The sequence below is a fragment of the Pseudomonas sp. VMV1 genome, assembly GCF_056790235.1.
The window spans coordinates 783,976-808,809 of record NZ_JBXGSE010000001.1 but is presented as its reverse complement, the minus strand read 5'-3'; the positions used below and the strand labels follow the sequence as shown (position 1 = coordinate 808,809).

Here is a 24,834-nt window from a genome sequence, read left to right as displayed (position 1 = left end):
AGGCGGCAATGCCTGGGCCGGGTAGAAAACGACTGGACGACTAAAGTCGCACTCCTGGCGATTTGACAGCAGCAAAGACCCCGCTTAACGTGCGTGAAGTCGCTCTTGTAAATTGGTCTTACCAATTTTTGCCACAGGCCGCGATGCTGTGCAACCCCGTCCTGCCGCTTCCGTACAAAAATAATCAAGGAGCACCCGATGGAAACCTGGCAACAAATCTATCTTCCCCTGGGCAGCCTGGGCCTTTCGGCCTTTGTCGCCGCCCTACCGATCCTGTTCTTCTTCATCGCCCTCGCCGGCCTCAGGCTCAAGGGGCACGTAGCGGGCGCCATCACCCTGGCGATCGCCCTGCTCATTGCCCTGTTCGTCTATCGCATGCCAGTGGACAAGGCGTTGGCCTCGGCCGGCTACGGCTTTCTGTACGGCCTCTGGCCCATCGCCTGGATCATCGTGACGGCGGTGTTTCTCTACAAGTTGACGGTCAAATGCGGCCAGTTCGACATCATCCGCAGCTCGGTCCTGTCCATCACCGACGACCAGCGCCTGCAGGTGCTGCTGATCGGCTTCTGCTTCGGCGCCTTCCTCGAAGGGGCCGCCGGCTTTGGCGCGCCCGTGGCCATCACCGCCGCGCTGCTGGTGGGCCTGGGCCACAACCCGCTGAAAGCGGCCGGTCTCTGCCTGATCGCCAACACCGCACCGGTGGCCTTCGGTGCCCTGGGCATCCCGACCATCGTCGCCGGCCAGGTCACAGGCATCGACGCCTTCAAGATCGGCGCCATGACCGGTCGCCAGCTGCCGCTGCTGTCGCTGCTGGTACCGCTGTGGCTGATGTTCATGATGGACGGCATGCGCGGCCTGCGGGAAACCTGGAAGCCGGCCCTGATCTGCGGTGGCACCTTCGCCGTGTTCCAGTACCTGACCTCCAACTTCATCGGTCCGGAGCTGCCCGACATCACCTCGTCCCTGGCCGCCATGATCGCCCTCACCGCCTACCTCAAGCTGCGCCAGCCGCAGCACGCCACCGCCGGTGCCACGGCCGTGACGGGCGGCGGCGGTGCGGCCATGCTGGGGGGCGGTGGCGCCGGCTTCGGCCAGGGCGGTCGCCTGCCGCCCGAGCATTCCCTGGGTACCGTGATCAAGGCCTGGTCGCCGTTCCTGATCCTCACGGTGGTCGTCACCATCTGGACCACCAAGGCCTTCAAGGCGCTGTTCGCCAGTGGCGGTGCGCTCTATGCGCTGGTGATCAGCGTGCCGGTGCCCTACCTGGACAAGCTGGTGCTCAAGGCCGCCCCCATCGTGGCGACCCCGACCCCCATGCCGGCGGTCTACAAGCTCGACCTGCTGTCTGCGTCGGGCACTGCCATCCTGATCTCAGCGCTGATCTCCATGGCCATCTTCCGCATCAAGCCGTCGACCGCCGTGGGGGTGTTCAAGGAGACCCTGGTGGAACTGCGCAAGCCGATCCTGTCCATCGGACTGGTGCTGGCCTTCGCCTTCGTCGTCAACTACTCGGGCATGTCCACCACCCTGGCCCTGCTCTTGGCGGGTACCGGTGCACTGTTCCCCTTCTTTTCGCCGCTGCTGGGCTGGCTGGGGGTGTTCCTCACCGGTTCGGATACCTCGTCCAACGCACTGTTCGGCTCGCTGCAGGCCACCACCGCGCACCAGATCGGGGTCTCCGACACCCTGCTGGTCGCTGCCAACAGCTCCGGCGGCGTGACCGGCAAGATGATCTCGCCGCAATCCATCGCCGTGGCCTGCGCCGCCACCGGCATGGTGGGCAAGGAGTCCGACCTGTTCCGCTTCACCGTGCGTCACAGCATTGGCTTCGCCGTGCTGGTCGGGCTGATCACCCTGGCGCAGGCCTATGTGTTCACCGGCATGCTGGTGCACTGATCGTGCGTTTCCCGGCGGCGGCTCAGTTCGCCGCCGGTCTTCTCCCAACCGGGCCAACCCGGAGTACGCCTGATGAACGAGCTCTTCCACAACGCCGCCCCCAACGCCACCCGCACCGCGCCGCCGCTGGCGCCCCCGCGGACCTATCCGCGCGACAAGCCAAGCCAGGTCTATCTGTTCGGCACCTGCGTGGTGGATCTTTTCTATCCTGAAGCCGGCATGGACAGCATCCGCCTGCTGGAGCGCGAGGGCATCCGCGTCAATTTCCCCCAGGCGCAAAGCTGCTGCGGCCAGCCGGCCTACACCTCGGGCTACACCGAGGAAGCGCGTGCCGTGGCCCGTGCCCAGCTGGCGCTGTTCGCCGAACCCTGGCCCGTGGTGGTGCCCTCCGGCTCCTGCGCCGGCATGCTGCGCCATCACTATGCCGAGCTGTTCGCCGATGAGCCCGAGACCTTGCGCCAGGTACAGGATCTCGCCGAACGCACCTATGAACTGGCGGAATTCCTGCTCAACGTCTGCCAGGTCGACTACCAGGATCGCGGCGCCCCGACGAAGGTCGCCCTGCACACCTCCTGTAGCGCCCGCCGCGAGATGCAGACCCACCTGCACGGCCGCGCCCTGCTCGGCCAACTGCAGGCCGTCGAGCGCGTCGACCATGACCATGAAAGCGAATGCTGCGGCTTTGGCGGCACCTTCTCGGTACGCATGCCGGACATCTCCGGTGCCATGGTGGCGGACAAGACCCGCGCCCTGCAGGACAGCGGCGCGGCCCAGGTGCTCACCGCCGATTGCGGTTGCCTGATGAACATCAACGGCGCCCTGGAAAAACAGCGCGCCGCCCTGCGCGGCGAACACCTGGCGAGCTTTCTCTGGCGCCGCATCGGAGGTGAAGCATGAACGAGATGCTCAAGATCCCCCTGACCGACGTCAGTGAGGCGCCACCCTTCAAGACTCGCGCGCGCCAGGCGCTGGGCGACGACCAGCTGAGGCGCAACTTCCGCACCGCCATGGATTCGCTGATGACCAAGCGCCTGGCCAGCATGAGCGATGCCGACGAGCGCGAGCGATTGCGCGAACTGGGCAACCGCATCCGCGCCCGGGCGCTGTCCAAGCTGCCCGACCTGCTGGAGCGGCTGGAAGCCAACCTCAGGCGCAATGGCGTCCAGGTGCACTGGGCCGAGACCACCGCCGAGGCCAACGCCATCGTCCAGCAGATCGCCGAGCGCCATGAGGCGCGGCTGCTGATCAAGGGCAAGTCCATGGTCAGCGAGGAGATGGACATGAACCACGTCCTCGGCGCCCAGGGCATCGATTGCCTGGAGTCGGACATGGGCGAGTACATCATCCAGCTCGCCGGGGAGAAGCCCTCGCACATCATCATGCCGGCCATCCACCTCAACCGGCAGCAGGTGGGCACCCTCTTTCACGAACACCTGGCCGAGCCCTACACCACCGACGTCGACGAACTGATCCAGACCGGCCGACGCGTGCTGCGGCAGAAATTCTTCGAGGCCGACATCGGCATCTCCGGCGTCAACTTCGCAGTGGCCGAGACCGGCACCCTGCTGCTGGTGGAAAACGAAGGCAACGGGCGGATGTCGACCACGGTGCCGCCGGTGCACATCGCCGTGACCGGCATCGAGAAGGTGGTGGAAAATCTGCGCGACGTGGTGCCCCTGCTGTCGCTGCTGACCCGCTCGGCGCTGGGCCAGCCCATCACCACCTACGTCAACATGATCTCCGGACCGCGCAAGGCCGAGGAACTGGATGGGCCGCGCGAGGTGCACCTAGTGCTGCTCGACAACGGCCGCAGCCAGGCGTTCGCCGACAGCGAACTGCGCCAGACCCTCAACTGCATCCGCTGCGGCGCCTGCATGAACCACTGCCCGGTCTATACCCGCATCGGTGGCCACGCCTATGGCGAGGTCTATCCGGGTCCCATCGGCGCCATCATCACCCCGCACCTGGTGGGCCTGGAACAGGCGCCCGATCATCCCAGCGCCTCTTCACTGTGTGGGGCCTGCGGCGAGGTCTGTCCGGTCAAGATCCCGATTCCGGCAATCTTGCGGCGACTGCGGGAAGAGAACGTCAAGGCCCCGGCAGCAGAACCGCATCTCCTGCGCGGTCAGGGCAGCAAGTTTTCCGCCCGCGAGCGCTGGACCTGGCATGCCTGGCAGAATCTCTACACCTCGCCCCTGCTCTATCGCGGCTTCAGCTACCTCGCCACCCGCTTCGGCCGCTTCACCCCCGGTCAGCTCGGCCCCTGGACGGAGCATCACAGCGCGCCCAGGCCGGCATCGCGCTCGCTGCACGAACTGGCCCGCGAACACCTGGAGAAACGCCCATGAGCGCCCGCGACAACATCCTCGCCAAACTGCGCGGCAGCCTCCAGGGTACGCAGCCGCTGGCCGACAACTTCGACGAAGCCCTGGTCACCGAGCCCTGGCGCTATCCGCCTGAGGAACGCATCGCCCGCCTGCGCACCCTGATGGAGACGGTGCACACCGAAACCCACCTGACCACCACGGCGGACTGGCCGGCGCTGGTGGAGCGCGTCCTCGCCGAGCGTGGACTGGAGCAGTTGCTGATCGCTCCCGACACGCCCCACGGCGCCCGCTTGGCCGAGCGCTGGCAGGCGGAGGGGCAGCCACGCTGGAAGGCCTATGACCGGCCGGTGGAGGAATGGAAGGCCGAACTGTTCAACGACACCCCGGCCAGCCTTACCGGTACCCTCGGCGCCCTGGCCTCCACCGGCAGCCTGGTGCTCTGGCCGGATCGCCAGGAGCCACGGCTGATGAGCCTGGTCCCACCGCTGCACATCGCCCTGCTCAGGGCCAGCACGGTGGTCGACAACTTCTACGAGCTGCAGCAACAGCACCACTGGCAGGACGGCATGCCGACCAACGCCCTGCTGATCTCGGGCCCGTCCAAGACCGCCGACATCGAGCAGGTGCTGGCCTATGGCGCCCATGGACCCAAGGACCTGGTGGTGCTGATCATCGAGGACGAGTGAGGCGTCCGACCGGGGTGACGCCCTCACCCCAGCCCTCTCCCCCAGGGAGAGGGGGTGCCTTCGTGAGTCGGGATAGCCTGGCATCTCCCGCGCCAGGGCATACGTAGGGTGGACAACGGCGCAGCCTTGTCACGACTTCCCCCAATTAACCGAGTGCAGGGGGTCCCACAGACCAACCTTTCCCCTCCCCCTCAAGGAGACGGAGGAGCTGCATGAGCCGGGCGATCTCGGCGTTACCCTCGCGTGGAAAACGCTGCGCGGTTTTCCACCCTACGGCGTTGGGCTAAACGTAGGGTGGACAACGGCGCAGCCTTGTCCACGAATGAGCAGCTCATCCGAGGACAGCGAAGCCCAATACCTGCCTCAATCCACCTGCCCGATCCGCTGCGGGTCCGGCCAGAAAAGCGCCGCCTGACCCAACCGTATACCTTCGGCATCGACCAGGTTCCACACCACGCCGGCATGGATCTGGAAGGCCTCCCCCGCCTTGTCTACCCGCCAGCCTTCGTAGCCGCTGGCATAACCCTGGCGTCCCACCGCCTCCATCAGTCGCTGACGCTCGTCCCTATCCTTGGGCGAGGCGCTGAAGCGCGAGGGCATGCCGATGAATTCGTCGCGAGGATAGCCAAAGCAGCGCAGGGCCTGCTGGTTGACGTAACAGAACAACGGATCGCTTTCGCTGCCGTGGGCCAGCAGGGCATAGGGAGCTCGCTCATGCAGCCAGGCGAAAACGTCAGCCTCGGGCAGCCCGGCGGGACGGGGGAGCGGCTGGCCGAGCCAGTGGCGGTAGGAGGCTTCCAGCAGCGGAAGCAGGCTGAGATCGGTAGCTGACAAACCGGTAGCTCCTCAGGAATGGAAGCCCCATTCAAGAGCAAGCCGGCGGGCTTGGGAAGCCCAGGGCCACCGTGGCAGGACGCCACGGCAGCTCGCAGGCGCGGTTTACTTCACCGCGGAGAGGTCGATGCGCACTACGCTCTCCGGCGCGGTGTTCATGTATTCCTTGTCGAAGGGCGTCTTCACCGTCGCATACAGCGTCTGGCCGTCCGGGCTCACCAGCAGGCTGTTGGGATTGGGCTTGAGGTCGTAGGCCTTCTTTTCGGCGTAGGTAGTGGCGTCCAGGATCAGCAGCCGACCGGTCTCGCGCTGGGTGATGTACAGCTCGTTACGGGTGGTATTGAGCTTGATGGCCAGGGCGTCGCCCACGGGCAGGCGCTTGATCACCTTGCCGGTGCGGATGTCGAAGACCAGCACGGTCTTGGCTTCGGAGTTGTCGGTGACGAACAGCTGGTGGTTCGCCCGGTCCTCGGCCAGGTTCAGCAGCAGGTACTTGCCACCGTCGCCCGGGGTCCAGCGGTGCTCGATCTTGCGGGTGCGCGGATTGATCACCAGTACTTCACCGCTGCCGTTGGCGGCGTAGAGGCGCCCGGTGTCTTCGGAGTACAGCAGGCCGGTCACCCACTTGCCGGCGTTGGGAATGCGCGCCTTGAGGGTCAGGGTCTTGGCGTCCACCACCCAGATCACACCCGGATCACCGACGCCACCGACATACAGCATGCCGTCATGCAGGATGACCTGGCGCGGATTGACCGGATGGCCATCGCGGCCCATCTCGTTGAACTTCAGCCGCTTTTCCACCTTGCCGGTGCGCAGATCGATGCGACTGAGGCCGCCGTCCAGGGAGTTGGTGACGAACAGCGTCTCGCCACTGGCATCGGTGGTCAGGGCGAAGTTCTTTAGATCGGTGTGGATCTGGCCGGTGACGGCCAGGGTGGTCGGATCGAGCTGATAGATCACCCCGCCGGTGACGCCCTTGGTCAACTGGGCGGTCGCGGCATAGACCGACTGCTTGGCTGGGCTGTAGGCCAGCTCATAGACGCCATAACCCAGCTCGATGCGCTTGAGTTCGGCAGGCGCCTGGGGCGCGGCCGGTTGCGCAGCGACGGGAGCCGGCGCGGGTGGCGGTGGCGTCGGTGCCTCCTGGCGGTTGGAGCAGGCAGCCACTGCCAGGGACAGTAGCGCCATGGCGCCCAGCGTCGAAACCTTGTTGAAAGACACCGCCATTTGCTTCTCCTAGGAACGAAATGCGAAGGATCCAGCTGATCCTGAAATGATAAACGTTCGCACTATGCCCAAGGAGAACAGGTCAGACAAGACCGAAACGAATCCACCTCTAACCTAGGAGTGACCAGCGCACCCTCTTGTACCGCTCTGATCCAGGGCTTTCAGCCGGCCCTGACGATCCAGACGAAAGCGGGAGAAATCCTCCGCCAAGTGCAAGCTGCCGCCATAGTGGGCAGCAGCCTCCTGGCGCAGGTCGTCAATGGACGGTGAGCGCCCCGCCTCGATCTGATAGCGCGGACTGAAATGGGTAAGTAGCAACGCCGGCAACCTCTGCGCCTCGGCGAACCGGGCGATTCCGGCAGCACTGCTGTGACCCCAGCTCTGGCCGGTCTTGTCGATCTGCGCCTGGGCGTAAGTGGCTTCATGGACCAGCACCTGAGCGCCCTGGCAGGCCTCTGTGAGCAAGGCGGGATCGTCGTTGTCCCCCGCCACCACCAATCGTCGTTCCCCATGGGCTGCCTGCAGGTAGTCGGCGCTGCGCAGCAGTCGCCCCTCGTGCAGCACGTCCTCTCCCGCATGTAGCCGCCCCCACAGCGGACCGCGCGGCACCTGGGCGGCCGCCAGTGCCGCCGGATCGAGTCGCTGCGGCCGACGGGCCTCGCAGAAGCGAAAGGCGTGACTGGGCACGCGGTGGGAAAGCGCGACGGCGTCGATATCCCAAGCACCCAGGGAGACGCCGGCAAAGCCTCCCAGGGCATGGAGCTGCAACTCGAAAGGCAGGTGCAGGGCGGTCAGCGCCTGGGTGGCAGCGAGCCAGTCATGGACCGCCTGGGGTGCGATCAGCACCAGGGGCTGGCTGCGTCCGGTCATGGCGGCGCTGGCCAGGAGTCCCGGCAGGCCATAGCAGTGGTCGCCGTGGACATGGGTGATGCAGATGGCGCGCAGATCCGCGGCCGACAGCGGGGTGCGCAGGAGCTGATGCTGGGTGGCCTCGCCGCAGTCGACGAGGAACCAGTTCTTGCCCTGGTCCTCGATCAGGGCAAGGGCCGAGACATTGCGCCGACGCGTAGGCACCCCGGCCGAAGTGCCGAGAAAGAGAAGATCCATGGAGGCTCCGCGCAAAAGACCAGTCTAGCGCGCCGGACGCCACTGTCGCCTGGCCAACAGCGATCGGTCAGCGCTGCTGGGACCAGGTCAGCTGACAAGGCCCGAGCCCCTCTGAAATGGGCTTTTGCAGGGTGGCAACGCTCTTGCAAAGGCCCTGGCGTCGACTCCCATTCGCCGAGGACCATCATGAACCTGCCCGCTCGCCACCTGCCGTCGCCCCACGCCGAGGCTCCCGACTACGAACAACTGGCGGCCCGCTTCCGCCCCCTCTTCGCCCGTATCGCCGAAGGCGCCCTGGAGCGGGAGCGCACTCGCACCCTGCCCTATGCGCCTATCGCCTGGCTCAAGGAGGCCGGCTTCGGCGCCGTGCGGGTGCCGCGGGAATTAGGTGGCGGCGGCGCCAGCCTGCCACAGCTGGTGCGCCTGCTGATCGAGCTGGCGGCCGCCGACAGCAATCTGCCCCAGGCCCTGCGTGGCCACTTCGCCTTTGTCGAGGATCGCCTCAACGCCCATGCCAGCGCCTCCCAGCAGGTCTGGCTCGAGCGTTTCGTCACCGGAGATCTGGTGGGTAATGCCTGGACCGAGATCGGCACGGTCAAGCTCGGCGAGGTCATCACCCGGGTCAGCCAGAGAGACGGTGAATGGCGCCTCAACGGCACCAAGTACTACAGCACCGGCAGCCTGTTCGCCGACTGGATCGACGTCTATGCCCAACGCGACGACACCGGTGGCGACGTCATCGCCGCCATCCGCACCGACCAGCCGGGCGTGCGCCAGTCCGACGACTGGGACGGCTTTGGCCAGCGCACCACCGCCAGTGGCACCTCGGTGTTCGAAGAGGTGCTGGTGGAGCCGGGCAATCTCATCGATTTCAGCACCCGCTTCACCTACCAGACCGCTTTCTACCAGCTGGTGCTGCTCGCCGTGATCACCGGCAGCGGGCAGGCCGCTGTGCGCGACTTTGCCCAGGAGGTCAAGGCACGTACCCGGGTCTACAGCCACGGCAACGCCAGCGCGGCGAGCGCCGACCCCCAGGTGCAGCAGGTGGTGGGCAAGGCCTCGGCCTTCGTCTACGCGGCTGAAGCCGCGACCCTGCAGGCGGCCGCCGCGGCCCAGGCGGCCTTCGCAGCGCGCTACGCCGAGGATGCCGCCGCGGAGCATGAGGCCAATGTGGCGGCGGAGCTGGCGTCCGCCCAGGCGCAGTCCGCGGTGGCCGACCTGGTGCTGCGCGCTACCAGCGATCTGTTCAATGCCCTGGGCGCCTCGGCCACCAGCACCACCAAGGGGCTCGATCGCCACTGGCGCAATGCCCGCACGGCTGCCTCCCACAATCCGCTGATCTACAAGGAACGCATCGTCGGCGCCTGGGAGATCGAGGGTCACGAACCGCCCTTCGTCTGGCAGATCGGCGGCGGCAGCAAGCAAGTCTGACGCAAGATGCAAAACGGCAACCCTGGGGTTGCCGTTTCTTCATGAGGCGCGCGAGGGATCAGGTCGACAGCTGCCGGGCGAAGCGCCCCACGGCTCCGACCACGCGCTGGGCGCCGTCCTGGATCTCCACGATCACCTGCCCGGCCTGCCCGGCCAGCTCCAGCCCCTGCTCGGCCTGACGTCGCCCGTTTTCGATCACCGTCACCGCCTGGCTCGCCAGCTGCTGATTCTGCTGCACCACGCCGACGATTTCCTCGGTCGCCTTGCTGGTCCGCGAGGCCAATTGCCTGACCTCGTCGGCCACCACGGCAAAACCGCGCCCCTGCTCGCCCGCCCGTGCGGCCTCGATGGCGGCATTGAGCGCCAGCAGGTTGGTCTGCTCGGCGATGCCGCTGATGGTCTTGATGATGGTGCCGATCACCTGGGACTGATTGTCCAAGGCCTCGATACCCGTGACCGCCTCCTGCATCTGGCTGGCCAGGGCGCGCATCACGTCAACCGTCTGCTGCGCCACCACCGCGCCCTTGCGGGCGGTGTCGTCGGTATGCTGGGAGGTTTCGAAGGCTACGCTGGCCGCCTCGGACACCGCCTGCTCCTGATGGACCTGGTCGGTGATGACGGTGGCGAACTTGACCACCTTGTACAGCCGGTCATGGGCATCGATCACCGGGTTGTAGGAGGCCTCCAGCCAGACATCGCGACCCTGGGCATCCAGCCGCTTGAAGCGATCAACGATGAATTCGCCACGCCGCAGGCGCGCCCAGAATTGCTGGTACGCCTCGGAACTGGCTTCGGCCGGTTCGCAGAACAGGCGGTGATGCTTGCCCTTGATCTGCGCGAGGGAATAGCCCGTGGCCTGCAGGAAACGGTCGTTGGCATCGAGCACCTCGCCGTCGAGGTTGAACTCGATGACCGCCGTGGAACGGCGCAGGGCCTTGAGCAGGCTTTCATGCTCGCGGGAGGTCTCGATGGTGCGCGTCAGGTTATTGCAGAACAGCCGAAAACGCGTGACCTGACCTTGGCTGTCATGGAAGGGATGCAGGATGCCGCGCAGCCAGGCTTCGCGTCCGTCGCCGCGCAGCAGGTGCAGGGCGCCGCTGTAGGGCTCACCGCGACTCAGGCACTGCTGCAGCCGACGGCTGTACTCCTGGTTTTTGACGTGCGCCGGGATGAGATCCACCATGGAGCGTCCCAGGAGCTCCGCCGCACGCAGGCCCATTTCCTTTTCGAAGTTGGCGTTCACGGAGGTGATGCAACCCCTGCCGTCCAGCTCCAGGCCTATCATCTCCACATCGAGTTCGGCCTTGAGCCGCTTGAAGGAATCCACCTGCTCGCGGAGACGCTGCAGTTCTTGTTTTAGTCCTTTGTTGAACATGACACGCCCCTACCCGGGAGATTGAGTTAGCGCTATATCGACAGGTACTAGCCATGTCTTTAGTCCGATAACCGCACTTGAGACTGGGCGGTCAAAATGGAAGATGGATGGGACCAGACCATTACCTAATAACAAAAAAATATTTCAGATCAGGGCTATCCCGGCTTTACGTTCTAACTCGTGCCGACCATTTTTATGCCAGGGCCCACCATGTCCTACTCGCTGCTGGAACCCCTTACCCCATTGTTGACCGACTTCGCCGCCACGGCGGCGGAGCGTGATCGTCAGGGCGGAACCCCCAAGGCCGAGCGGGACGCCCTGCGTCGCAGTGGCCTGCTCGCCTTGAGCATTCCAACGGACCTCGGTGGCCTGGGTGCCTCCTGGGACGAGACGCTGGAAGCGGTACGCCGGCTCGCCCGGGTCGACAGCTCACTGGCCCATGTCTTTGGCTTCCATCATCTGCTGCTGGCCACCGCCCAGCTGTTCGGCCAGCCTGAGCAGTGGCGGCCCTGGCTGGAGCGCACCGCGCGCGGCGCCCTGTTCTGGGGTAACGCCCTCAATCCGCTGGATCGCCGCACCCTGGCCCGCCGGAGCGGCGACGCCTGGCAGGTGGATGGCCAGAAGAGCTTTTGCAGTGGCGCCCTGGACTCCGATCTGCTGCTGCTGTCGGCGTTGGAAAACGATGACAGCGGCCGTCTGCTGATCGCCGTGGTGCCCAGCGGACGCGCTGGTATCCAGCTGTTCGACGATTGGGACAACAACGGTCAGCGGCAGACCGACAGCGGCAGCGCGCGCTTCGACGGCGTTCGCGTCGAACAACAGGAATGGCTGCTCGACCCCGGCCCCCTGAGCACCCCCTTCGCCTGCCTGCGCCCGCTGCTGGCCCAGCTGATCTTCGCCAACATCTTTCTCGGCCTGGCCGAAGGTGCCTTCACCGAGGCGCGCCACTACACCACCACCCAGGCGCGTCCCTGGTTCAAGTCCCCGGCTGCCAGTGCCAGCGAAGACCCCTACATCCTGCGCCACTACGGAGAATTCTGGGTCGCCCTGGAAAGCAGCCGCCTGCTGGTGGAGCGAGCCAATGGCGCCTTCGCTCAGGCCTGGCACCAGGGGACGGCCCTCACCGCAGAGGCTAGAGGTGAACTGGCCATCGCCATCGCCACGGCCAAGGTGGCGGCTAGTCGCCACGGCCTCGATCTCGCCAGCCGGCTGTTCGAGGTCGGCGGCGCCCGGGCCACCGCGGGCGCCCTGCGGCTGGACCGTTACTGGCGCAACCTGCGCACCCAGACCCTGCACGATCCGGTCGATTATAAACTTCACGAACTGGGCGACTGGGCCCTCAACGATGCCTTGCCCAGCCCCAGCTTCTATTCCTGAGGAGCCCGCGATGACGCTGCTGACCCTCACGCGCACGCCCGAGGTCCCCCGCTACCGGGCGACGGCCCAGGTCTTCGCCGATCCCCGTTCCCGAGAGTTGCTCGCCCACCTGGAAAAGATCGCCCCCAGCGACGCCAGCGTGCTGGTGATCGGCGAGACCGGCACCGGCAAGGAGCTGATCGCGCGCCATATCCATGCCCTCAGCCATCGCCATGCCGGCCCCTTCGTCGCAGTGAATTGCGGCGCCTTCGCCGAAAGCCTGGTCGAGGCAGAACTGTTCGGCCATGAAAAGGGCGCCTTCACCGGCGCTCTGACCGCGCGCGCCGGCTGGTTCGAGGAGGCCAACGGTGGCACCCTGTTTCTCGACGAGATCGGCGATCTGCCCCTGTCGGTACAGGTCAAGCTGCTCCGGGTGCTGCAGGAGCGCGAGGTGGTCCGCCTGGGCTCCCGCCGCAGCGTCGCCCTGGACGTGCGCATCATCGCCGCGACCAACGTCCCGCTGGAGCGGGCGGTGACCGAAGGGACCTTTCGTGAAGACCTCTGGTATCGCCTCAATGTGGTCAGCCTGCCGTTGCTGCCGCTACGCCAGCGGCAGGGCGATATCCTGCCGCTGGCCCGGCATTTCCTGCACGCCTTCACCCAGGCCTCGGTATCCCTCACGCCCGCGGCGGAGCGACGCCTGCTGGAGCACCCCTGGCCCGGCAACATCCGCGAGCTGGAAAATACCCTGCAGCATGCGCTGCTGCTCAAGCCGCAGGGCCTGATCGATGCCGCGGACCTGGTCTTCGTCCAGCGTCCCAGCCTCGCTATGCCGGCGTCCCGGCCACGCGAGCCGGCGCCGGTCGATACCCTGCTGACCGATGCCTTCGCCCAACTCTTCGAGGAACAGCCGGAAGCCTTGCACGAGCGCGTCGAAGACGCCCTGGTGCGGGCCGCTTATCGCTTCTGCCACCGCAACCAGGTGCATACCGCGCGCCTGCTGGGCTTGAGTCGCAACGTCACCCGAGCCCATCTGATCCGCATCGGCGAGCTGGTGGTCAATCACCGGCGGCCGGCAGCGTCTCGTCCGGAACGGGAGGTCCGCTTCTCCATCTGAGCGGCGGCCGGCCGGTGCGGGGTACCCGGTCGGCGAGGGGCCCTTTACACTGACCTTTTGCTCCTGCGAGGCCCCCTCATGTCCGCCCGTACCTTGCTCCACCGCCATCCCGCCCGGCGCGATGACATCGGCGAGCTCCAGACCCGGCGGCCGTTACCAGGCCCCGGACTGGCCCATCTGGACCCCTTCCTCTTCCTCAACCACCACGGCCCCCAGGTCTATCCGCCGCACAACGCCGGCCTGCCCTTCGGTCCCCACCCCCATCGCGGGTTCGAGACGGTGACCTTCATCCTCGCCGGCGCCCTCGCCCACCGCGACAGCGGCGGCCATGAGAGTGTCATCGAGGCCGGAGGCATCCAGTGGATGACCGCGGGCAGCGGCCTGGTCCATGCGGAGCTGTCACCCGCCGCCTTCAAGCGTGACGGCGGCGACCTGGAGATCCTGCAATTGTGGGTCAACCTCCCCGCCCGCCTGAAGTTCACGCCGCCCGCCTACCACGGCATCTCCGCCGCGGACATGCCGCTGATCGAAGCCGATGAGGGTCGGGTGCGCATCCAGCTTGCGTCCGGCAGCCACCAGGGTGTTCAGGGCGCGGTACCGACCCTGACGCCCATCACCCTGATGACGGTCGAGATCGCACCTGGCGGCCAGATATCCCTGCCCGCCCCCGCGGGCGCGACGGTGTTCTGCTATGGCGTTCGTGGCACCCTGCAGATCGCCGGACGCGATGAAGCGCCCTGGCACCTGTTCGAATTCGCCGACGACGGCGACCATATCGACATCGCCAGCCGCGAAGGCGCCGTCCTGCTCTATGGCCATGCCGCTCCCTTCGCCGAACCCATCGTCGCCCATGGGCCTTTCGTCATGAACACCGCCGATGAGATCCGCCAGGCGATCCGCGACTACCAGGCAGGGCTGTTCGGCGATGTGCCGGACTAAGGCGGGTCGCCCAACCTGAGCAACAGGCTAGACTGCGCCTTTTCAGCAGGAGCGCGACGATGAGCGACGAGGTACGAATCGAGGACGTGGTGGTGGGCGACGGCAAAGCCGTGGTCAAGGGTGCCCTGATCACCACCCATTACGAGGGCTGGTTGGACGATGGCACCCTGTTCGATTCGTCCCGCGCCAAGGGTCGGCCCTTCCAGTGCGTCATCGGCACGGGGCGCGTGATCAAGGGCTGGGACCTGGGCCTGATGGGCATGCGGGTGGGGGGCAAGCGGCGCCTGGAAGTGCCCGCGGCCCTCGCCTATGGCGAACGCCAGGTTGGCGCTCTGATCAAGCCCCACGCCAACCTGAGGTTCGAAATCGAATTACTGGAAGTCCTGACGCGGGACGAGTGAGGACTGGCCGACCGGTAGCGCCTTCAGTTCGGCGCCTTGGTGTTATTGCGCACCAGTTCGAGTTGGGCTTCGAGCACACTCAGGCGCGCGAATTTGTGGGTGTAGATGACGAATTGCTCCTGGAAGCTCTGCCGGCTTCGTGCGAGGTCCTGTCGATGGCTGCGGATCTGCTCTTCGAGATTCTGCAACCGCTCCTGGGTAGTTTGAGTCATGGCACCTACTCCTTGTGCTTGTGGTGTCGATTTCGACTCTAACCGCGCCGCGACAAGTCGAGCTAGAGCCGTTCGTCGTCCCCCCAAGCACTGTGCCAGAGCCATTTTCTCCCACGCGGGAACGCTTCCAGCGTGCGGAACCCTTGTCTTTTCGCCTATCGGTCAGCCAAGAAAAAAGGCGATGAACCCCAGAGGATTTCATCGCCTTCGCGCTGAGCGAAATCCGCCTCAGCGGGGCCCTACCGCCGTACAGCTGTTGCTGGCGTCGACGTACTTCTTCAGCGTCGGCCACTGGGGTCGCTCCACCCCGTTCACCGGCTCGACCGCCAGTGCGGATGTGCCCCAGCCCGGTCCGGCAGCCCAGTAGGTCAGCGGCATGCAGTTCTGCTGCAGGTAGGCGAGCAGGTTGTCGGTCGCGGTCAACCAGCGGCTGTCGCCGGAGGGAACGCCAAATTCGGCGATCATGCCCCGCTTGCCGTTGCGCTTGAGCCATTCGACGAAGGGTTTGACGCGATTGACCCCTACCTGCGGATCGAAGCCGTTCATGTTCTGCGCCGCATAGCTACCGCTGCCGTCCTGATCCAGGTAGACGTTGGCCGCATAGATCAGGTTGTTCGCCGGATCCTTGAGACCCAGCAAGGCGTTGCTGACCGCCGGCCAGTTGGCCGCGCTGCCCCAGGCATTGCCCTGCACGATCACCGGATGGGTACGGTCCATGGTACGCACACCGTCGATACCGGATTGCGCGGTGACCGGCCAACTGCTGTCGGCGCCGTTGGGCTTGCCCATGATGTCGTAGCCATAGAGCGCCGCATGGTTGCCCCACTGATAGGCCAGCCGGTACATCAGATCCCAGTAGTTGAAGTTGGTAACGCTGCCGGTGCCGATCAGGGTGCCCTTGTAGCGCCCCCCGTTATCCAGCGCCAGGATCACCTTCATGTTGTATTTCTTGGCCAGCTCCAGCACCTGGGTGACCTGCTGGGTGTAAGCCCCTTCCAGGCTGCCGAAGAAGCGCGTCTGCAGCCGCTCCCAGATCACCGGGAAGCGAATCAGCCGCACGCCCTTGGCGCTCCACTGCTGGAAATGCGCCTCGCCCGGCATGATGTAGCTGACGTTGAGCACCCCCGGTAGCGTCTGGGGCGCGAAGGCGGCGCCAGAGAAATTCAGCCCGACCAGATTGAGCTTGGCGGTATTCACTGGCGTGCCAGCCGACGCCACGGGCCTCGACGAGGCCCCCGTCTGCGCCGGGCTGGAACCGGTCGCCCCGGTACTGCCGGTTCCGGTCACGGGCTTGGTCTCGACCGTCGGCACCGTCACGACCGACGCGGCATTGCCTGAGCTGCTGCTCGCGCTGGAGGTGCCCGTGCTGCCAGTCGAGCCCGTGGTGGTGCCCGGTACCGTGGCCGGCGTGCCGGAGGTGGTGGTCCCGGTGCGCAGCGTCTTGGGATAGCCATAGGCGTTGCCATCGAGCTGCGGGCTCTCGATGAAGACGCTCATGTTACTGCCGACGACCTGGGCATAGGTCACCTTGTAGCTCTTGCCATCGGCCGGCGTTATCTGGGCGCCTACCTTGAAGGCCCCCACGTTCGCGGCCGACGCGGGAATGGAGAAACCCGCCGACTTGCGATACACGCCATGCAGCCAATCTTCGTTGGTGAAGTCGTTGATCGAGGTGGTGACCCCAGTAGTGGTCGAGCCACCGGTATTGCCGGTACTACCATTGCCTGCGGAAGTGCCCGGCCCCGTAGTCCCGCCATTGGTGGAGCCGGTAGGAGCGCCACCGCTGCCACCGCTGCCACCGCTCGAGCTACCCGTGGTGCCTGAGCCGCTCGCCGGCGTACTGCCTGCGCCGCTGGCGATGGGGCCGATGGCGGAGCAGCTACTGTCATCGAGGTATTTGCGCAGGGTCGGCCACTGCGGCCGGTCGGCGCCATTGATCGGCTCCACCGACAGGAAGTAGTTGCCCCAACCCGGGCCGGCCGCCCAGTAGGTCGAAGGAATGCAGTTCTGCTTGAGATAGGCCAGCATCCGGTCCATCAGCGGCAGCCAGCGCGGATCGTTATCCGGCACGCCGAACTCCCCGATCATGCCCTTCTTTTTGTTCTTCTTGAGCCACTCGACGAAGGGCCGCACGCGCTCCACGCCGTAGTCCTGGCTCAACTTGCCGACATCGATTCCGGTGTAGTTGCCGCCGGCGCTTTCGTCGAAATAGGAATGTGCCTGGAAGATCAGGTTGTCGGACGGATCCTTGAGCGCCAGCAGGGAGTCGTTCCACAGCGGCCAGCGGGTCGCCTCCGACCAGCCGTTGCCCTCGATCATGATGGGTTTGGTCTTGTCGACCGCGCGAACGCCGTTGATACCGTATTGGGCAGCGATCGGCCACTGGGCCATGGAGTCGTGCGGCTCGTTCATGATGTCGTAGGCATAGAGCGCAGGGTGATTGCTCCAGCGCTGGGCGATACGGGTCATGATCTCCTGGTAGCGGTCATAGGGCACTGCCGTGCTGCCGATCACCGAACCGCGATAGAAGGTGTAGTTGTGCAGATCGAGGATGATCCGCATGCCGTACTTCTGCGCATTGGCAAAGGTCTGGTCCACCAGCGCGGCATAGGTCGGATCCAGCGGACCGCCCAGCACCGGCTGCAGTCGCTCCCAGATGATCGGGAAACGAATCAGCTTGATCCCCTTGGCGCTCCACTGCTTGAAGTAGGCCTCCACGGGAAAGATGTAGTTCGTACCGTTCACACCCGGCAGCACCTGACCGGCGAAACCGGCACCGGACAGATTCAAACCGACCAGGCTGACCTGCTCGGCCTTGGCACCGGTAGCCAGGGCAAGCGCAGCGACGAAAGGCAGCACCTTGGCGGTCCTGCGGGAAAACTTCAGGAAGGATGGATTCATCATCACCAACTGCTAAATCGACGGGTGAACGCGCTCCCTGAACACGGGCCGATATGAAGTGAGAGAAGAGTCGTGCGGATGGGGTTTCCGCACGACATTGCCTCCAGGCAGCTAGCTCTATACAAGCAGCATGCCAACTCCATTACCCTGCAACTATGGCCATTACTTAGCCATCATATAGATATAATTTAGGTAACTGATTTTTATAGATTTTTCTAATTAACTGATCATTTTCCCGGAGAACTTCGCCGCTCAGAGTTCGTTCACTGACTACAAATCAGCTACGCGATGTCAAATTTCCCTTCATAGCAATCGAGCAATGGCCAAAAAGTTCCCGAAGGTGCCAAAAAAAGTAAGTCACAAAATAATGCGGACTTGATCACAAAGAGGCGCAAGAGGAACTGCCGACACCAGGCCTTGGTCATGGCTATAACCTTTCAAGGAACGTCCCATGACCGCCCTCACCCTCGCGACCTACAACGTCAATGGCATTCGGGCCCGGCTTCCCATTCTGTTGCAGTGGCTGGAGCGGGAGCAGCCGGACATCGTCTGCCTGCAGGAGCTGAAGGCGAAAGCCGTAGACTTCCCCGAGGCTGAGCTGGAGGCCGCCGGCTACGGCGCCCTCTGGGATGGGCAGCCCTCCTGGAATGGCGTGGCCATCCTGGCGCGTGACGATCAGCCCCTGGAGATTCGCCGGGGCCTGCCCGGGATGGAGGACGATTCCCAACGTCGTTACCTGGAAGCGGCGGTGAAAGGCGTAATCGTCGCCAGCCTCTATCTGCCCAACGGCAATCCCTGGCCCGGCCCCAAGTTCGATTACAAGCTCGCCTGGTTCGACCGCTTCATCGATCATGCCCTGGGGCTGATCGAAAGCGGGCATCCGGTGGTGTTGGCGGGTGACTACAACGTGGTCCCGACCGATCGGGACATCTACGATCCCAAGTCCTGGCGCAAGGACGCCCTGTTGCAACCCGAAAGCCGTGCCTGCTTCGAGCGTCTGCTCGCCCAGGGCTGGCTGGACGCGCTACGCGCCTGCCACCCCGATGAAGCCATCTACACCTACTGGGACTATTTCCGCCAACGCTGGCAACGCAATGCCGGCCTGCGCATCGACCACCTGCTGCTGAGCCCCGGGCTGCGTTCTGAACTTCAGGAAGCGGGCGTCCACCGCTGGGTGCGCGACCTGGAAAAGACCAGTGACCACGCCCCGACCTGGATTCGCTTCAAGGGGCCTGCCTGAGGACACTCAGGCGTCGCGCAACAGGTCGTTGGCATTGAGTAGCCCGTAAAGGATTTCAGGGTGCTGCGCCAGGCCACGACGGATGGCCGCGGGTATCGACTGGTGGAGTTTGCGACACAGCCCCGGTCGTGGCTGCAGCTCGATCAGCATGCCCCTGGCACTGCGCACCTCTCCCGATCCCGGCCGGATCTCCAGGCGGATGCCCAACTGCTCCTGCAAGCGCTGCTGCAAACGCTGCAGCTCGGCCACGCTGGCGATATTCTCCAGGCGGCCCAACAGCCGCTGCTCCTCCTGGCGATTGAGCAGCAGGGCCCGGGCGTCACCTTGAGGATCAGCCAGCACGGCTTCGCGATCACAGGTACAGACACCAGGCGGACAGGGCGCACGCAGGGAAGGCATCGATCGGCAGTTCCTCTTCTTCAAGGGCGGTAGAACCAGTCCCGCCGGCCTACCCTAGCGATGTCGGCATCGGACGTGCAACTCGTGACGCCCCGATAGATTGCGCCGATATCCAGGTACCCCGCCTATCGGCTTACCTGACATCGACTTGGAAACTCTGATTCCTGAACATCAAAAGGCTGCCCTGGCCTTTTCGTTAGATAACCAAAAAGCCTAAGCGAATAGCTAAAACGTATTTTTAGCTATAAATCTCAGTCGATAGCATAGCGATTTGATTGCTTACCGATGTCGCCATGCCTATTGCCTCACCCGAACTCCTGATCGTCCCGACCGATCAGCACAGCGCTCTCACCATCCGCGCCAAGGCCCTGGCCTTCGCCGATCCGCGCTCCCGGCAACTGCTCGAACGGCTGGATCAACTCGCCCCTTTGCCAGAGCCCGTGGTGTTGTCCGGCGAATGGGGCACCGGTCGTGAGTTACTGGCGCGCCGCCTGCACGAACGCAGTGGGCGAACCGGCCTCTTCAGCAGCCTGAATTGCGCCTCGCTCAGCAGGCGCCATGGCGCTGCCGAATTGTTCGGCTATGTCCCCCGGGCCTATGCCGGTACCTCCGGCAGCCGCGTGGGCTGGTTCGGCACCGCAAACGACGGCAGTCTTTATCTCGATGAAATTGCCGATCTGCCAGCTGAGTTGCAGGAGGCGCTGGTCGAGGTTCTGCAGGACGGCAGCATCCTGCGCGTGGGCAGCACTCAACGGACTCCGATAGCGGTGCGCCTGATCGTCGGCTCCAGCGTGGAGCTGGCCGAGGCGGTCGTGGCCGGCCACTTCAATCCGCACCTCTGGCAGCTGCTCGCACCCGGCCTGGTTCCGGTGCCCGCCCTGCGGGAGCGCCCGGCGGATCTGCTACCCCTCGCTCGGCATTTTCTGAAGCAGCATGCCGAGCGCCTGGGTCGCGAACCCCCGGTGCTGACGGCCCAGGACGAAGCGGCGCTGCTGGCCTACGCCTGGCCGGGAAACATCCGCGAACTTGAACAGGTTCTCCATACCGCCCTGCTGACCGCCTCGACGTCGGGTCTCCAGCTTGGCAAGCTGCTGCCATCGTCCCTGGGTTCGCACTGAACTCCGCCGACAGACGGCAGTCCTAGCCGCGTACTTCCTCATCGAGTCTTACCATGACCGCTACGTCCCTTCAGTCGATGCCCACTCCGCCATAGCCAGCGGCTGCCATCTTTCCCCGGAAAGATGACCGGAAAACCAGATTTGTCGCCAAAGGCGGCAGGTTTCGTTTCGTGCGGGAAAAGCCTGAGGCTTTTCAGGAATCGATCTATAGGACGTATGCCTTCAGCCGAAGGCATCCAGGCATGGTTTCATGAATATTGTAATCACTGGCCGTTCCGGCCAAGTTTCGCGCGCCCTCCAGCGTGAGTTCGGTAGCACCCATCAGTTGACCGTACTGGGCCAAGCGGATCTGGACCTCGCTCAGACCGCCACGCTACGTAAAGCCTTCGACGGCTTGGCACCCGACCTCATCCTCAATGCCGCGGCCTACACCGCCGTGGATCAAGCCGAAGAGGAAGCCGAGCGCGCCGAGGCGATCAATGTGAGAGCCCCGCAGATTCTGGCGGAACTGGCGAAGGACAGAGGCATCCCCTTTGTTCACTACTCGTCCGACTATGTCTTCGACGGTACGCGTCGGCGTCCCTATACGGAAGATTGCGCCCCTGCCCCCCTGAGCGTTTATGGGCGCTCCAAGCTGGCGGGCGAGCAGGCTGTGCTGGCGGCGGGTGGTCGTGCCCTGGTCCTGCGCACCTCCTGGGTCTATTCCCATGATGGTCAGTGCTTTTTCAACACCATGCGTCGCCTGCTGGCGGAGCGGGATGAGCTGCATGTGGTGGAGGATCAACAGGGTGCCCCGACCTGGGCGCCAACGATAGCCACAGCCACGCGCCAGCTGGTCGAGCGCCTGCTCGAACGAGGCGATGTGGGCGGCCTCTATCACCTCACCAATGCGGGCCAAACCTCTTGGTACGGTTTTGCCGCGACCATCGCCGAGCGCCTGGCGCAGCGTGGCGAATTGCGTGCCCGCCTCTATCCCACCACCACCGAGCACTACCCTACCCTGGCAACCCGGCCGCTCTATTCGCGGCTGGACTGCAGCAAGGTCGCGGCGGTATTACCCACTGCCCTGCCGGATTGGCAGGCGGACTTCGATCGCTGCTGGAACCTGTTCGAGCGCGCCGAAGCCACGCGCTGAGCCGGCCACAATCCCGGCGGACGACTACCGCCGGGCGGCACTCGCTGCACACCATAACCCACTTCGTCGTGCGTACCGGTGACTACCCTTTCAAACGCGTCGCTCGCTAGGGAGATAACCCCATACCGTCCGCGCTGACCACCCGGGGCTCCACGAGTACCCTTCATCCGACCGACAAAAATTTCGCTGATCGCGCTATCGATTCGATCCAGACTCTTCATCATCTGCCGATAAGGTTCTTGGCAATACTCTCCAACAACAACGCTTGCCGGAGTACTTCATGTCGGACGAATACGCAAATTCCTTCTGCCACCCGCGGCAAGGGCAACGCCCCGAACTCAACGAAATGGCCGTGGCCGTCGCGGCCACCATTGTCATCTGGGCCCTGGCGACGCTGGTGGTGGTGATCGCCGGCTATCACGGCAGCGGCCCGACCAATGCCGTCAACCTGGCAACGGTACTGGCAGGAATAGCGGGCTTTATCGGGAGAAGGTGGCAGCTAGAAGGTCGCTACCGGGCTGCGAACCGCCGCAGACTGCGGTACTAGAGCCTAATAATCTGCCTACTGGTTCTTACCCGGCGGGGAACTGGCTATCATCAGCTCACTGAAATCATGGCAGGGATGCTCATGTCTTATCTGGTATTGACCCGGCGCACCGACGAAATCATCAATCTATCCCTTAGACCGGGAGCGGATGAAGAAGAGGTGCTGGACCAGCTGTTCAATGGCGGCATCAACATCCGCGCTCTCAAGTTGCGGGGCGATCGCGTCCAGTTGGGCATTCAGGCTTCAGCAGATATCAGCATCATGCGCCAGGAGCTGCTGCCCTTCTGATCCTCTCTGCGTTCCGCACTACAACGATCAGGGCTTCTTGCGATTGCGGGCATACTCGAAACGCCCTTCCAATCCGCGCCATTCCACGCCGTGCCAAAGCTCGGGAGCAAGCGTCCCTTCCGCCTGCAGATCCGCCCGGTAGTGGGCGAAGAAAGGCTGGCCGTCGCGCAGCACTATGACATTGTGGCGCTCTTCGATCTGAGCGATGAGGTCCAGCACCGCCTCGGCCGATCGACCGCCGCTCAGGCAGTAGCAACTGCCGTACTGGTGCAGCATGCTTTCGAAGCGGTAGCGATACAGGGTGCAGCGATCCGTCTCAAGATGAACGCTCTGCCCCTTGGCATCCTGCAGAGCATGATGGACGCAGTGGTCGCAATCTTCGAACTCCTGACGCGACTCCACCCACTCACCCAGAAATTGCTTCTTCCATCGCCATACCAGCAGCCCACGATCTTCAGGCCGTGAATACACGCTGACCTTGTAGAACATCGCTCGACTCCTCTTTTATTGTTATACGCCGAAGCCATCTTCAAAGGCCCGCAGCTCGCCGCTCGGCCCTTGGGATCGCACGCTCTGTGGCGTACATTTTCAGCATCGCTCCATTTGCCCAAGGCGTCCAGCCATTCCCAGGTGCATGCCACTACCGCTCGACGGCGACAGACGCTGCAACGCCAGCCATCAAGTCAGCCGCGGCTTCGTCCAATATCCATACAGGATGCAAGCGGCGGCGCTCGCCGGATTATTCATCCAAGATAACGGCAAACCCCCATTCCAGAGCCAGATACAAGACAGGTACAGCTTTTTGTACCGCCTATCAGGCTGCCCGACATTACCCGCTCAAGGGATTTGCGGCGGACTAGTATTCAGCCAAGATCGGCGCCTGGGCTGATTTAAAAGCTCGTCTAAACAAGGATCTGGACAGGTTCTGGCTGCACGCGACCGGCACCAAGCCGCGCTGCAGATAGGTAGCTGAAGCGGCGATCCAGAGGGCGCTCATCTCTTCCATAGCAATAAAGGCGCAGCAACTTGAAGACCCCTTATCGACTCAAGGACCTTTTATGCCTGGCCTGGATAGTGATTTCAAAGAGGCTCTCCATTACGCCATCAGGAACTGCCCTGCCCGCACAACCGGACAACAGGTGGCCATCGACCAGGCCGAGCGGGCCCTCCGTCATGGCCTAGTCTCGCTCTCCCCGCTGGAGCGCAAAACCCTGGCCTTGGAACTGGGATTCTGGCTGGACCATTACCAGCGCCTGCAGGAATTCTCGGGCCAACGCCTGGCGAGTACAGACGTGGCGCCGAGGCGCTCCCTTTCGAGCCCGATCAACAGCAAGGCTGGCTAACCAAACATCGGGCAATAAAAAACCCCGAGGTGCATGGCACGTTCGGGGTTTTTGGATATGGCGGAGAGATAGGGATTTGAACCCTAGGAGCCATTGCTGACTCAACGGATTTCGAATCCGTCCCGTTCGACCACTCCGGCATCTCTCCAACGCGGCGCATGATACCAGCCATGCGGGCAAAAGCGAACAAGCAATTGCAAAAAAAGCTCTGGTATCAGCGGCTTGCGTTTAGAGCGGGACGCCCAGGCGCTGGGCGACTTCTTCGTAGGCCTCGATCACACCACCCAGACCCTGGCGGAAGCGGTCCTTGTCCATCTTCTTGCGGGTTTCCTTGTCCCACAGACGGCTGCCGTCCGGGCTGAATTCGTCGCCCAGCACGACCTTGCCGTGGAACAGGCCGAATTCGAGCTTGAAGTCCACCAGCAGCAGGCCAGCGTCATCGAACAGCTGCTTGAGGATGTCGTTGATGCGGAAGGTCAGCGCCTTCATCTCGGCCAACTGGTCGAGAGTGGCCCAGCCAAAGGCCTGGACGTGGCTTTCGTTGACCATGGGGTCGTGCAGCGCATCGTTCTTCAGGAAGAGTTCGAAGGTCGGCGGAGTCAGCTCCAGGCCCTCTTCCACGCCTAGGCGGCGGACCAGACTGCCGGCAGCGAAGTTGCGGACCACGCACTCCACCGGAATCATCTCGAGCTTCTTGACCAGGCACTCGTTGTCGCCCAGCAGCTGTTCGAACTGGGTGGGAATACCGGCGGCTTCGAGCTTCTGCATCACAAAGGCATTGAACTTGTTGTTCACCATGCCCTTGCGCTCGAGTTGCTCGATACGCTCGCCATCGAAGGCAGAGGTGTCGTTGCGGAACACCAGGACCAGGCGATCCGGATCGTCGGTGGTGAATACCGACTTGGCCTTGCCACGGTAGAGTTCTGCGCGTTTTTCCATCTTGGACTCCGGTTCG

24 protein-coding genes, 1 tRNA gene and 1 pseudogene are annotated in these 24,834 nt (G+C 64.2%); 15 read left to right on the top strand and 11 right to left on the bottom strand.

All coding sequences use genetic code 11. From position 1 onward, the window contains the following. Window positions 1-198: 198 nt before the first annotated feature. The 4 genes from ACUCV0_RS03795 (at window position 199) to ACUCV0_RS03780 (ending at window position 4,909) form a co-directional block, all read left to right on the top strand. The gene (locus ACUCV0_RS03795) at window positions 199-1,896 is read left to right on the top strand and encodes a lactate permease LctP family transporter (protein WP_059314461.1); all 1,698 of its coding nucleotides are present in this window, start codon (window positions 199-201) and stop codon (window positions 1,894-1,896) included. A 72-nt stretch (window positions 1,897-1,968) separates the two neighbouring features. Then, window positions 1,969-2,793, top strand: a complete 825-nt coding sequence (locus tag ACUCV0_RS03790) for a (Fe-S)-binding protein (RefSeq protein WP_482212037.1) — start codon at window positions 1,969-1,971, stop codon at window positions 2,791-2,793. Beyond that, on the top strand, window positions 2,790-4,244 hold the full coding sequence (locus tag ACUCV0_RS03785; RefSeq protein ID WP_482212036.1) for a LutB/LldF family L-lactate oxidation iron-sulfur protein: 1,455 nt from the start codon (window positions 2,790-2,792) through the stop codon (window positions 4,242-4,244). The genes ACUCV0_RS03790 and ACUCV0_RS03785 overlap by 4 nt, the downstream gene beginning before the upstream one ends. After that, complete coding sequence (locus ACUCV0_RS03780; protein ID WP_482212035.1) at window positions 4,241-4,909, top strand: LutC/YkgG family protein; 669 nt, start codon at window positions 4,241-4,243, stop codon at window positions 4,907-4,909. Before ACUCV0_RS03785 ends, ACUCV0_RS03780 begins: the two co-directional genes overlap by 4 nt. A 363-nt stretch (window positions 4,910-5,272) precedes the next feature. Here ACUCV0_RS03780 and ACUCV0_RS03775 read toward each other — a convergent pair whose 3' ends face one another. The 3 genes from ACUCV0_RS03775 to ACUCV0_RS03765 form a co-directional block, all read right to left on the bottom strand. Beyond that, window positions 5,273-5,743, bottom strand: a complete 471-nt coding sequence (locus ACUCV0_RS03775) for an MEKHLA domain-containing protein (protein WP_482212034.1) — start codon at window positions 5,741-5,743, stop codon at window positions 5,273-5,275. A 105-nt stretch (window positions 5,744-5,848) separates the two neighbouring features. Continuing rightward, window positions 5,849-6,970, bottom strand: a complete 1,122-nt coding sequence (locus ACUCV0_RS03770) for a YncE family protein (RefSeq protein WP_059314456.1) — start codon at window positions 6,968-6,970, stop codon at window positions 5,849-5,851. 114 nt (window positions 6,971-7,084) lie between these two features. Then, entirely contained in the window at window positions 7,085-8,077 is a 993-nt protein-coding gene (locus ACUCV0_RS03765; RefSeq protein WP_482212033.1) for a ribonuclease Z, read from the bottom strand. 186 nt (window positions 8,078-8,263) lie between these two features. On the opposite strand from ACUCV0_RS03765, the gene ACUCV0_RS03760 reads away from it, so the two are divergent. Continuing rightward, a complete protein-coding gene (locus ACUCV0_RS03760; protein WP_482212032.1) occupies window positions 8,264-9,508 on the top strand; it encodes an acyl-CoA dehydrogenase family protein in 1,245 nt (414 codons plus the stop codon). Window positions 9,509-9,566: 58 nt separating this feature from the next. Here ACUCV0_RS03760 and ACUCV0_RS03755 read toward each other — a convergent pair whose 3' ends face one another. Together ACUCV0_RS03755 and ACUCV0_RS03750 are read right to left on the bottom strand one after the other, a co-directional pair. After that, window positions 9,567-9,977: a methyl-accepting chemotaxis protein gene (locus ACUCV0_RS03755; protein WP_423815135.1), complete on the bottom strand. Its 411-nt coding sequence runs from the start codon at window positions 9,975-9,977 to the stop codon at window positions 9,567-9,569. Window positions 9,978-10,106: 129 nt separating this feature from the next. Continuing rightward, window positions 10,107-10,793: pseudogene (locus tag ACUCV0_RS03750) on the bottom strand (PAS domain-containing protein); the annotation flags it as partial. 300 nt (window positions 10,794-11,093) lie between these two features. On the opposite strand from ACUCV0_RS03750, the gene ACUCV0_RS03745 reads away from it, so the two are divergent. The 4 genes from ACUCV0_RS03745 (at window position 11,094) to ACUCV0_RS03730 (ending at window position 14,696) form a co-directional block, all read left to right on the top strand. Continuing rightward, on the top strand, window positions 11,094-12,260 hold the full coding sequence (locus ACUCV0_RS03745) for an acyl-CoA dehydrogenase family protein (protein WP_482212031.1): 1,167 nt from the start codon (window positions 11,094-11,096) through the stop codon (window positions 12,258-12,260). Window positions 12,261-12,270: 10 nt separating this feature from the next. Then, window positions 12,271-13,356, top strand: a complete 1,086-nt coding sequence (locus tag ACUCV0_RS03740; RefSeq protein ID WP_482212030.1) for a sigma-54 interaction domain-containing protein — start codon at window positions 12,271-12,273, stop codon at window positions 13,354-13,356. Window positions 13,357-13,434: 78 nt separating this feature from the next. Continuing rightward, window positions 13,435-14,295 (top strand): pirin family protein, encoded by an 861-nt coding sequence (locus ACUCV0_RS03735; RefSeq protein ID WP_059314450.1) that lies wholly within the window; start codon window positions 13,435-13,437, stop codon window positions 14,293-14,295. Window positions 14,296-14,354: 59 nt separating this feature from the next. Beyond that, a complete protein-coding gene (locus ACUCV0_RS03730; RefSeq protein ID WP_271654546.1) occupies window positions 14,355-14,696 on the top strand; it encodes an FKBP-type peptidyl-prolyl cis-trans isomerase in 342 nt (113 codons plus the stop codon). A 23-nt stretch (window positions 14,697-14,719) separates the two neighbouring features. Here ACUCV0_RS03730 and ACUCV0_RS03725 read toward each other — a convergent pair whose 3' ends face one another. Both ACUCV0_RS03725 and ACUCV0_RS03720 read right to left on the bottom strand, forming a co-directional pair. Continuing rightward, window positions 14,720-14,908: a hypothetical protein gene (locus ACUCV0_RS03725; RefSeq protein WP_059314448.1), complete on the bottom strand. Its 189-nt coding sequence runs from the start codon at window positions 14,906-14,908 to the stop codon at window positions 14,720-14,722. 228 nt (window positions 14,909-15,136) lie between these two features. Further along, window positions 15,137-17,812 (bottom strand): glycoside hydrolase family 5 protein, encoded by a 2,676-nt coding sequence (locus tag ACUCV0_RS03720; protein WP_482212029.1) that lies wholly within the window; start codon window positions 17,810-17,812, stop codon window positions 15,137-15,139. 448 nt (window positions 17,813-18,260) lie between these two features. On the opposite strand from ACUCV0_RS03720, the gene xth reads away from it, so the two are divergent. Next, window positions 18,261-19,049 carry an exodeoxyribonuclease III gene (xth, locus tag ACUCV0_RS03715; RefSeq protein WP_482212028.1) on the top strand — a complete coding sequence of 263 codons (789 nt, stop codon included), beginning with the start codon at window positions 18,261-18,263 and terminating at the stop codon, window positions 19,047-19,049. Between the two features lie 6 nt (window positions 19,050-19,055). Here xth and ACUCV0_RS03710 read toward each other — a convergent pair whose 3' ends face one another. Beyond that, window positions 19,056-19,448, bottom strand: a complete 393-nt coding sequence (locus ACUCV0_RS03710; protein WP_313649560.1) for a hypothetical protein — start codon at window positions 19,446-19,448, stop codon at window positions 19,056-19,058. 293 nt (window positions 19,449-19,741) lie between these two features. Here ACUCV0_RS03710 and ACUCV0_RS03705 point away from each other — a divergent pair, with 293 nt between their 5' ends. The 4 genes from ACUCV0_RS03705 (at window position 19,742) to ACUCV0_RS03690 (ending at window position 22,536) form a co-directional block, all read left to right on the top strand. Further along, window positions 19,742-20,566, top strand: coding sequence for a sigma-54-dependent transcriptional regulator (locus tag ACUCV0_RS03705; protein WP_482212027.1), 825 nt, complete (start codon window positions 19,742-19,744; stop codon window positions 20,564-20,566). 250 nt (window positions 20,567-20,816) lie between these two features. Continuing rightward, a complete protein-coding gene (rfbD, locus tag ACUCV0_RS03700) occupies window positions 20,817-21,701 on the top strand; it encodes a dTDP-4-dehydrorhamnose reductase (protein ID WP_482212026.1) in 885 nt (294 codons plus the stop codon). 280 nt (window positions 21,702-21,981) lie between these two features. Then, entirely contained in the window at window positions 21,982-22,248 is a 267-nt protein-coding gene (locus ACUCV0_RS03695) for a hypothetical protein (RefSeq protein WP_482212025.1), read from the top strand. An 81-nt stretch (window positions 22,249-22,329) separates the two neighbouring features. Then, the gene (locus ACUCV0_RS03690; protein ID WP_271654539.1) at window positions 22,330-22,536 is read left to right on the top strand and encodes a carbon storage regulator; all 207 of its coding nucleotides are present in this window, start codon (window positions 22,330-22,332) and stop codon (window positions 22,534-22,536) included. Window positions 22,537-22,563: 27 nt separating this feature from the next. Here ACUCV0_RS03690 and ACUCV0_RS03685 read toward each other — a convergent pair whose 3' ends face one another. Then, complete coding sequence (locus ACUCV0_RS03685) at window positions 22,564-23,025, bottom strand: hypothetical protein (protein ID WP_482212024.1); 462 nt, start codon at window positions 23,023-23,025, stop codon at window positions 22,564-22,566. Window positions 23,026-23,594: 569 nt separating this feature from the next. Here ACUCV0_RS03685 and ACUCV0_RS03680 point away from each other — a divergent pair. Beyond that, on the top strand, window positions 23,595-23,879 hold the full coding sequence (locus ACUCV0_RS03680) for a hypothetical protein (RefSeq protein WP_482212023.1): 285 nt from the start codon (window positions 23,595-23,597) through the stop codon (window positions 23,877-23,879). Window positions 23,880-23,937: 58 nt separating this feature from the next. Here ACUCV0_RS03680 and ACUCV0_RS03675 read toward each other — a convergent pair. Further along, window positions 23,938-24,027: transfer RNA gene (locus ACUCV0_RS03675), tRNA-Ser, on the bottom strand. Window positions 24,028-24,107: 80 nt separating this feature from the next. Beyond that, window positions 24,108-24,818: a phosphoribosylaminoimidazolesuccinocarboxamide synthase gene (gene purC / locus ACUCV0_RS03670; protein ID WP_482212022.1), complete on the bottom strand. Its 711-nt coding sequence runs from the start codon at window positions 24,816-24,818 to the stop codon at window positions 24,108-24,110. Window positions 24,819-24,834 lie beyond the last annotated feature (16 nt).